The following is a 9,008-nucleotide window of genomic DNA, read 5'->3' on the forward strand; positions in this document are numbered from 1 at the left end:
ATGACTTAAAGAATAATTTCCATTTATAGACTTCGTTCCTTCAGGAAATACTAGAATATTTGTCTTTTCTTTCTTTTCTAAGCCCTTATCACTAAAAGCGATTATATTTCCCTCAGAGGAATACATAAAATCATCTTCCGTCCAAGTAACATCAGACTTTGCAAATGCACTTGTATGCACAGTTGATGTTAAAACTAATAAAAGAGCCATAAAAAAGGCTCTTAGTCTGTTCGTATTAAATTTCTTCATTATGAATGTTCTCCTTTTCTTTTAATTTCTCTTCTCTTTTTCTATCATTGATTTTCTCCATTAATTCTTCCAAGCTAATATTGTTCCTCCTAAGAGTTACAATTATTTCTTCATTTTCAACCTGTATTTCTTCATCGCAAATTTCCTTGTATTTTGCATTTAAATCTTTCAATTTCTCTTCTATTTTTTTCTTTTTGTTTCTAATACTTATAAGCTTCCTGTTCACATAATATCTCCCTTCTATCTAGGTCTTCCAAAACCATAAAAGTGTGATTTCCAATATTTTGAATTTATTGATGTGTATTGAATTGGATCTCCTGCGTGAATCATCATTCCATTACCTGCGTATATTCCTACGTGAGATATTGGTGTTCCACTGTTATATGTTGAATGGAAAAATATAATATCTCCAGGTTGAGCTTCACTTGGACTGACTGGGTTACAATAGTCTTTGTATATTCTCCATGCAGTTGTTCTTGGCATTCTCTTTACACCAGACTTTGTAAATGACCAACATACAAAACCTGAACAGTCAAAGTTAGATGGTCCACTTGCTCCAAACACATATCTTTTGCCTATATGTTTTTCTGCTTCATTAAATAAGGCTTTGGCAGTAGCTGAATCAAAAGCAAGACCAGGATTTCCAAAGTTTGGATTATCTACTATTTCTCCTAAGTCCCCATTACCTGATCCAAAAACATCTCCCATATTTCCCTTAGCTTCAAGAAGAGCTTCATAATGAACTACATTGTCTGGATAATCTTTAAATATTTCCCTAACAACTTCATCCATTTCTCTTTTCTTTAAAGTTACAATTAACTTTTTATATTCGTACTCTTCTTTTTCATAGCTAGTATAGGGATTACCACGACTATCATATCTAGTTCTTTCTACTGTTCTTGTTCTAATTTCGATTTCTTCCTTAAAATCAAGCTTATACATTTTATCGAAAAGCTCTTTTAAAATTCCTTTTACTTCAGATGCTGATTTTACTTCACCACATCTTGAAGTTATATAGGATAAAAGTTCATGGGTATTATGACCAATTTCTCCATCTTTATTTATAATATATTCGTCATATCCAGGATGACTTGTTTTTACACTTTCGATTTGTGATTGTAGGTCATACTCCATTGATGAAAATTCTTGATTAACTTCACTTAGAACTGTATCTTGTGATAGGTATGTTGTTGTCATTACTGAGTTAACAGAGTTACTTAATCCACTCATACCAACACTTCCACCACCAATCATGATTGATAGCATAAGACCTAGTCCTATTACTAGAAATAGAACCATCTTACTTTTTCTTACGATTAGCTCTTTAGAAGCCTTACCTAAACTTAAAATAGCTTTTTTAACTCTATCTACCAGTCTTGTTTCGTGCTTTTTAGCTATCATGCTTTTCATTTGTTTTCTTTGGTAAAACTTCTTAAATCTATTTTTCTTTATATAGGAGTCTGACTTTTTTAAATCTTCCAAGCCACTTTTAAACTCCAACTTGCTTTTTCTATTTCTTATTTTCTTATCAAGTGTAGATAGCTTTTTTAATGACTTTTTCTTTTTGTCTAACTTATACTTCCTTATTCCATGCTGAAGTTTAGAGCTTACATTAGCGGCCTTTTCTCCAGATTCTACACCAGTATTATCAGATCCTGAACTTAAATAATCTCTCACTAACTCTGATGACTTAGCTCCAGATAATAAAACCCCAGAAGATAGACTTCCTTTAGTTTTATTCTTTAAAATATTATCCTTTAGCTTGCTTTTAGACTTTTCAAGCTCTCCAATCTTTTTATCTGATATAAAGTCTTTAACATCTTGTGCCTTCTTAGAATCTTTCGGTGTAACTTTCTTAGATTCATTTTTTAAGTCATCGATTTTCTTTCGAGTAAATTTATCACTTTCATAATTTTTTCTCTTGTAGTAAGTCTTCTTTTTATTAACTTTCTTTTGTTCTGAAGGTTTAAGGCTTGTTTCTTTTTCATCTTTTATAAATTCTTGATTATTGTCTTTAAACTCAGGATTATCAAAAGTTTTATCTGTATCAACTTCGTTTAGCTTATTTTCTTTATCTTTTTCTTTAGAAATTTTCTCCTTATCTCTAAACTTCTTTTCTTGATAAAGTTTCTGTTTTCGCTTTTTATCGATATTAGCATTACTGTCGTTCTTGCTCACTTCATCTTTAACAAGCTTATCTTTTCTATATATTCTCTTGCTTTTCTCTGCTTCGATAGGTTTATCTTCACTTGTCTGGATTCGCTTAGACTCTTTCTCGTTGATTTTGTCTTGGAATTTATCCTTACTATGGATAAGTTTATCCTCATAATTTTTAAGAACTTTTCTTTTACTTGATGCCTTCTTATTGCTTATTGGTTGAGCGTTAGCTGAAATATCATCTGTTGTTAATTTATTAGAATTAATATTTCTACTATTTTCACTTTCAAAATTTACCTTTTTGAAGTCTACATCTAACTCTTCATCAAGTTTAAAGCTTTCATCTGTCCTTATTTCAAGATTAGTTTGTTTTGTTTCTTCAACCTTATCCTTATTATCTAAAAATTCTTTTCTAATTCTTTCCTTGTTTTTAGACTTCTGAAAATCTTTTAGTTTATCTTGTTTTTGATCTTTAGCTAATACATTCTCATGAATAAGTTTAGATTCTTTTTCTGAAATTTTATCTCCGAACCTATCCTTATTCTTAATAATCTTATTGGTATAATCATCTGAATGAACAAGTTTACTATCCATATTCTTTTCAGGAGCGTCCCTATTTCGTATAATTTTCTTTTGAAAATCTTTTTTTAGTTTTTTATCCATATCACACCTACTTAGCTTCTTCTGGTTTTGTTGTCATTAGCTTATATAGCATGGTGTCTTTAGGGAATTTATCTATAAATGGAACAATAGTATTTCCAAAGAATAAGAGTCCCTCACCTGCATTTGAATTAGTTATATAGTTTAACTGATAAGGCGATATTTTTAATTTCTTAGCAAGAATATCCCTATCTCCAGATGCTTGATTTAACATTAGAACAAAGTCTGTATTATCAAAGATATTTTCAATTTCCTGACTTGTTAAAAGGTCTTTTACGTTTTGTGTTATACCTGTTGGAATACCACCCCATTTTCTAAATCTTTTCCAGATTTCTACTGAATATGAAGCAGTTTGTGGGTCTTTTAATAAAAGGTGGAACTCATCTATATAGTATCTAGTAGACTTGCTTCCTCTATTTAGGGAAACCTTGTTCCAAACCTGGTCTTGAATTACAAGCATACCTATTTTTTTAAGTTGTGTTCCTAGCTCTTTTATATCAAAACAGAGTAGTTGTCTATTTAAGTCAACATTTGACCTATTATTAAATACATTAAGACTTCCCTTAACATAAATTTCCATTTCTGTTGCTAGTTTTCTACCGACTCCCTCTTCTTGAGATAGGAGCATATCGTATAAATCTCCTAATATTGGCATATTTTCTGGTTTTGGGTCTTCAAAATATTTTTGGTATATCTTTGGTAAGCACCTATCTATAACTGATTTTTCTGCAGCAGTAAGACCAGATCCTCCTACTACAAGTTCAAGCATAGACATTATGAAGTTTGCCTTATCCTTTAAAGGTGCGTCCCCATCTCCATAGTTCATATTAATATCTAGTGGATTAAGGTAGTCCTTTGATTTTGCTGAAACTTTAATAACTTCTCCATTAAATTGTTTTACAAGGTTTGAATACTCGCCTTCAGGATCACAAATAATTACATCATCGTCTGTTACAAGAATTGCATTTGCCATCTCTCTCTTTGCCGAGAAAGATTTACCAGAACCTGGTGTTCCTAATATTAATCCGTTAGGGTTCTTGAGTTTCTTCCTATCTGCCATAATTAAGTTTTGGCTAAGGGCATTTAAGCCATAGTACAAAGAATTTGCTGAATCAATAAATAGCTCTTCTGTTGTAAAAGGCATAAATACTGCCGTTGATGATGAAGTTAAAAATCTTTTTATCTCGACTTGGTTAACTCCTAGAGGTAAGACAGAAACAAGTCCTTGCTCTTGCTGATGAGATAATCTTTTCACCTGACAATTATGTCTGTTAGCAATTGATGAGATTTGAGCAATAGTATTTTCTAATTTTTGATTAGTCCTAGCAAAATTCATCATTACTATGGTAACTACAAAGAGCCTTTCATCTCTATTTTGTAAGTCAGATAACATGGACTTAACATCCGCACCAAAAGTATTTATATCTGATGGAATAATATCCATATCATATCCTGCTCGAACTGCTTTCTTTTGTTCTTCAATTTTCATTCTATCCAGGTCTGTATTTTTTCTCTTAATGAGTTTAATGGCTTCTGCTTGTTCAACTACATCTATATGAAAAGCTACATAAATATTGTCATCAATATCTAAAAACTCAGATAACATTCTGTCTGATAACTCACTTGCAAGTATTTGAAAATGGCTTACTGCTCCAATATATTTACCAAATTTAAAATTATTTACTGGTGCAAAATTAAAGATATTGGGAGTTATATGTGACTTTGTAGACTCTTTCTTCTTCAAATCTTTATATGAAAAATAAAAGTTTTTGTCTGGATTTAACATATCGTGAACAAGTCTTAGCCTTTCTTCACCATCAAGGCTTTCTGCTCTTACTCCCATAGATTTAAAGTTAGATAAAATATCTACTTCAAGTCTATTTAACTTTGCTCTTGCTTGCTCTAGGTTATCGGCTTCTGTTGTAAAGGTTATATACTTCATCTTTTTAAGTCCGTTATTGCCCTTTGCAAGTTGAAGCTTTAACATCTCCCTAAACTCTTTTCTTACATCGTCATAGAAGTCTCCCTTATCAGCAATTTTAATTGCATCTTGTAGGTCTTTATTTCTTCCTAATTGATTTACATACGAAAGTTCAATGTGGACACTTGGATCAAAAGAATTTAAAAAGTTGGCAAATTGGTTAAAGATTAAATCTCTATCTTCTTCCAATGCCAACTGGTAATTTATATCTTGAAATGAAATTGTCCTTGAATAATTTTTTTCATCTAACTGGCAAATGCCCTCTGGTAACATTCTTATATAGGGAATTGTATCTTCAACAGTAAATCTCTTTTTCTCTTTCTTTAAAAGTACACTTAGAAGACTATTTGTTGGATCTTTCTTTGTTTTTAGCCTTCTTACTTCCTTTCGGTCTTTTTTTAATTGTTTTTCCCTTAGATTTAAGTCGCTGATTTGCTTTTTTCTTTGCTTCAATGTATGCCTCCTTTCTTATTCTCTTAGTTGGTTGATAAAACTTATGAAGATAGAAAAATTTAAAATATTTTTCAAAAGTTAAGGTATCTTTTTCATATAAGGTTATAAAAAAGATTGGCAGGGTTACTATTAGCATTACAATGATAGAAACATCATTAGGTAGATATTTCTTCATAAATAAATAGGTTGGTATACCAATTAGTCCTGCCACAGAAAAACCTATAAGTTGTCTTTTGGTTAAGTTAAAGGCAACCTTTGTTTTAATCTTGTCCAAATCTTTTGGTATTGGTACATATGCCATTTTAATCTCCCTCTACTTCTTCTTTGGAAAGTTCAAGTATATGGTCATAATTAGATGTTGTTTCCTCTTCCAGGTAGCTAATTCTTTCTTCTAATTCTTCTTGTTTTTCTTCATTTCTGTCATTGTATTCGCCTTGATACATAACAAATTCATTGTGACATCTTCCGAGTCTATTTATTCTCCTCTTTAAGTTTCTAATCTCTTCATTTCTTTTTTTCTCTTTTAAGATTTCATAAGTTCCTCCTAATAAAATTCCAAGTCCCAATAAAGCACAATTTTTCTTTTTTAACATTTATTCCTCCTAGTGCGTATTCATAATACTTTTTGCAACTGTTCCACTCTTAAACATCATAAGTCCAAGTAGTAGAGCATATCCTAATATACTAAACAAGCTTGCGTGAATATCTGTAATCTGTACCGTTCTTATTAAAACGGTGTAGATACCTAAACATACCATCAAAAACAAACCTTGTAGTCCCAAGGCAAAAAGTCCCTTGATATAATTTGTTCCAATCTGACCCCATTCTTTATTTCCCATAGTCGCAAATGGTATGGATGATACTGATGAGTAGACATATATTTCAAACATACGCCCATATACTATTAAGGTAATAGTTAAAGATATACATTGAATTGCAATCCTTACAAGGCTTGTTTCAACTAATATCATTAAAAGCTCACCTATTTCTTTTTCTTTTAATGTATCAACCATTGCAACTATCTGATCTCCTGAAACAGTGGCAGAAGTAGTGATTACCCCTGCCGCTTTGTTTACAAGATTTTGTGCCACATCAAAGACTGCCATTGAAAATTCAAAGGCATGGCTTGCAAGGTAGACTGCTATAAACATCTTTATAATGTATTTGAAAAACTCAAAAGTATCTGTATCGTGCATATTATTCTTTTGCATAACCATATTTATGAGTTCAATACATAAAACTGCTGTTATGATAAGACCTGCTATTGGAACGATCACATTATCATTAATGTTTTTTATGAAGTTATACACTTCTCCATTCCAACCCATTGGTGTCTTCCCAACATCAGTTGCAATAACTCCTACCTTGTCATTTATATCTAAGAACATGGACTCAAGATTTGCTTTGATACCTCCGAGTAGCATATCCTTAAAAAATTCAGTTAGCTTGTCAAAGATACCAAACATAGACTTTCTCCTATTTTAAAGCATTTGCAAGTAGTGGAATTAATTTAATACCGATTAGTACAATTCCCCCACCAGCCATAAGCTGCTTTATGCCTAATTAGAGATTGTAAAATACTTGTAGCGTGTCTGTATTTCCTATGAAATTGTAGTAAATATCAATTGTTTGGGTGATTTCTCCATTCACTACTTCTTTTTCGTGAACATAGATTTTTGAGATGAGTTCGTTTAAGGTTTCTTTGTCCAGCTTCTTTATATCCCTATGTTTTTTTATGAGTTCAATCCATTTTTTAACATTAATATCTTCAAGATCTTCTTTGACAATCAATTTTTGATTATCTTTTATTCTTTGATTTAGATAATCTTGTTCGTTTTGTGATTTTTCAAGAATTTTTTGGAAGTTACTTTCACTTATCTTATTGTCTAGCCAGTCATCATATAATCTTTCAATCTTTTTAGTTAAGTCTTCTACTCTTATTTGATCTTCGTAAATCTTATCCATAATAAATTTTTGTTCTTCTTCATTATCAATTTCTCGTGATTTTTCAAGTGCTTTTATAATTTCTTTTTCGTCTTTTAATGCTATTTCTGCATTTTTCCTAATGTCTTTAAGCACTATCTCATAAAGAGTATCATAATAAATTCTATGTTGACTACATAATGACTTTCCGTATCTTCTATAAGTGTTACAAGTGAGTAACTTTTCTCTTTTCTTTGATTTGTTTCTTCCAAGATTTAAAGATTTTCCACAATCGGGACATTTCACAATGCCTGCAAATATGCTTTCTTCTCCATTTTTGAATGGTCTTCTCCTGCTCTTTAATTTTTCATTTGCTATATTATAAATATCTTCAGAAATAATTGGTTCGTGTGTATTTTCTACTATTATCCATTCCTCTTTAGGTTTATCGGATAACCAACCTACTTTGAATTTATAATTAACTTTTTGACTAGCAATATGACCAATATAAACTGGGTTTTCAATAATTTCTTTTAGGGTTGTGCAGTCCCACCAATACTCTCCACCATCTACGGTCATTTCTAACTTAGTTTTTTTATTTCTAAGTCCTTTTTTTCTATTCCACCAGGTAGGCGTAGGTATTTTTTCTTCAAAAAGTCTTCTTCTAATTGCTTGTACTCCATAACCACTAAAAGCAAGATCAAAAATTTTTTCAACAATCCATGAAGTTTCATCATCGATTACTAATTTATGTGGATCATCATTGTCTTTCCTATATCCTATTGGAGCAAGACAACCAATAAATTTTCCTTGCCTTGCTCTTGTCATATAGGCAGATTTCATCTTTTTAGAAACATCTCTTGAATAAAACTCGTTTAAAACATTTTTAAAAGGAACTATTTCGTTGTTTTCTTGAAAGGTATCTACTCCATCATTTAAAGCTATATATCTGACATTGTTCTTTGGGAAGAAATTTTCTGTATAGTATCCAGTCTGCAAATAGTTTCTTCCAAGCCTTGATAAGTCCTTAGTGATGACTATATCCACTTTTTTATTTTCAATATCTCTAATTAGTCTTTGAAATGATGGTCTATTTGTATTTAATCCAGTATATCCATCATCTATATATACATCGTAAATACTCCAACCCCTTGATTTTACATAGTTTTCTAAAAGTTCCTTTTGGTTTTGTATGCTGGCACTCTCTCCTTTCTGCTCATCATCTTTAGATAGTCTGCAATAAATTGCAGCTTTGAATGAAAAGTGATTTGAATTTGTTTGTATCATTTCCTATTCCTCCTTATTTGAGTTTTCGGAAATAACACAACTTTCTCTAAAACTATTTTTATTATAGCACTCTTTTTTATTACTATCAATATTATATTTGTTATACTCAATTTCATTAGTCTTATTTAATTTGCTTGATTTTTTTATTAATCTTAGAAAAGCGTCTGTGTCTGTTCTTCTATTATCATAATTTCTTTTTACAATATATTTTGTTTGTCTTTTTGTCATAGCTTATCCTTTCATGCAATAAAAAAAAGGCGATTAGATTTTTAATTTTCTAATCGCCTTTTAAGTGTCA

At 30.9% G+C, this 9,008-nt stretch carries 8 protein-coding genes and 2 pseudogenes; all 10 read right to left on the reverse strand.

What is annotated here, in order from left to right:
• Positions 1-249 (reverse strand): annotated as a pseudogene (locus tag HMPREF3045_RS08865) (copper amine oxidase); the annotation flags it as partial.
• Positions 236-475, reverse strand: a complete 240-nt coding sequence (locus HMPREF3045_RS08870; protein ID WP_001080402.1) for a hypothetical protein — start codon at positions 473-475, stop codon at positions 236-238. The gene HMPREF3045_RS08870 and the pseudogene HMPREF3045_RS08865, both read right to left, overlap by 14 nt.
• 14 nt (positions 476-489) lie before the next feature.
• Positions 490-3,069 (reverse strand): CD1108 family mobile element protein, encoded by a 2,580-nt coding sequence (locus HMPREF3045_RS08875; protein WP_019117163.1) that lies wholly within the window; start codon positions 3,067-3,069, stop codon positions 490-492.
• Between the two features lie 7 nt (positions 3,070-3,076).
• Entirely contained in the window at positions 3,077-5,500 is a 2,424-nt protein-coding gene (locus HMPREF3045_RS08880; protein ID WP_002842305.1) for a VirB4-like conjugal transfer ATPase, CD1110 family, read from the reverse strand.
• Complete coding sequence (locus tag HMPREF3045_RS08885; protein ID WP_008902108.1) at positions 5,391-5,801, reverse strand: PrgI family protein; 411 nt, start codon at positions 5,799-5,801, stop codon at positions 5,391-5,393. Before HMPREF3045_RS08885 ends, HMPREF3045_RS08880 begins: the two co-directional genes overlap by 110 nt.
• A 1-nt stretch (position 5,802) precedes the next feature.
• On the reverse strand, positions 5,803-6,093 hold the full coding sequence (locus HMPREF3045_RS08890; protein WP_002838520.1) for a hypothetical protein: 291 nt from the start codon (positions 6,091-6,093) through the stop codon (positions 5,803-5,805).
• A 9-nt stretch (positions 6,094-6,102) separates the two neighbouring features.
• The gene (locus tag HMPREF3045_RS08895) at positions 6,103-6,966 is read right to left on the reverse strand and encodes a VirB6/TrbL-like conjugal transfer protein, CD1112 family (RefSeq protein ID WP_000466919.1); all 864 of its coding nucleotides are present in this window, start codon (positions 6,964-6,966) and stop codon (positions 6,103-6,105) included.
• 10 nt (positions 6,967-6,976) lie between these two features.
• A pseudogene (locus HMPREF3045_RS09160) lies at positions 6,977-7,060 on the reverse strand (Maff2 family mobile element protein); the annotation flags it as partial.
• 3 nt (positions 7,061-7,063) lie between these two features.
• Positions 7,064-8,710, reverse strand: a complete 1,647-nt coding sequence (locus tag HMPREF3045_RS08900) for a recombinase family protein (RefSeq protein ID WP_070738750.1) — start codon at positions 8,708-8,710, stop codon at positions 7,064-7,066.
• Positions 8,711-8,713: 3 nt separating this feature from the next.
• Complete coding sequence (locus HMPREF3045_RS08905; RefSeq protein WP_004825731.1) at positions 8,714-8,938, reverse strand: hypothetical protein; 225 nt, start codon at positions 8,936-8,938, stop codon at positions 8,714-8,716.
• Positions 8,939-9,008: the final 70 nt, after the last annotated feature.

The sequence above is a fragment of the Anaerococcus sp. HMSC075B03 genome (assembly GCF_001815585.1).
Classification (GTDB): domain Bacteria; phylum Bacillota; class Clostridia; order Tissierellales; family Peptoniphilaceae; genus Anaerococcus; species Anaerococcus vaginalis.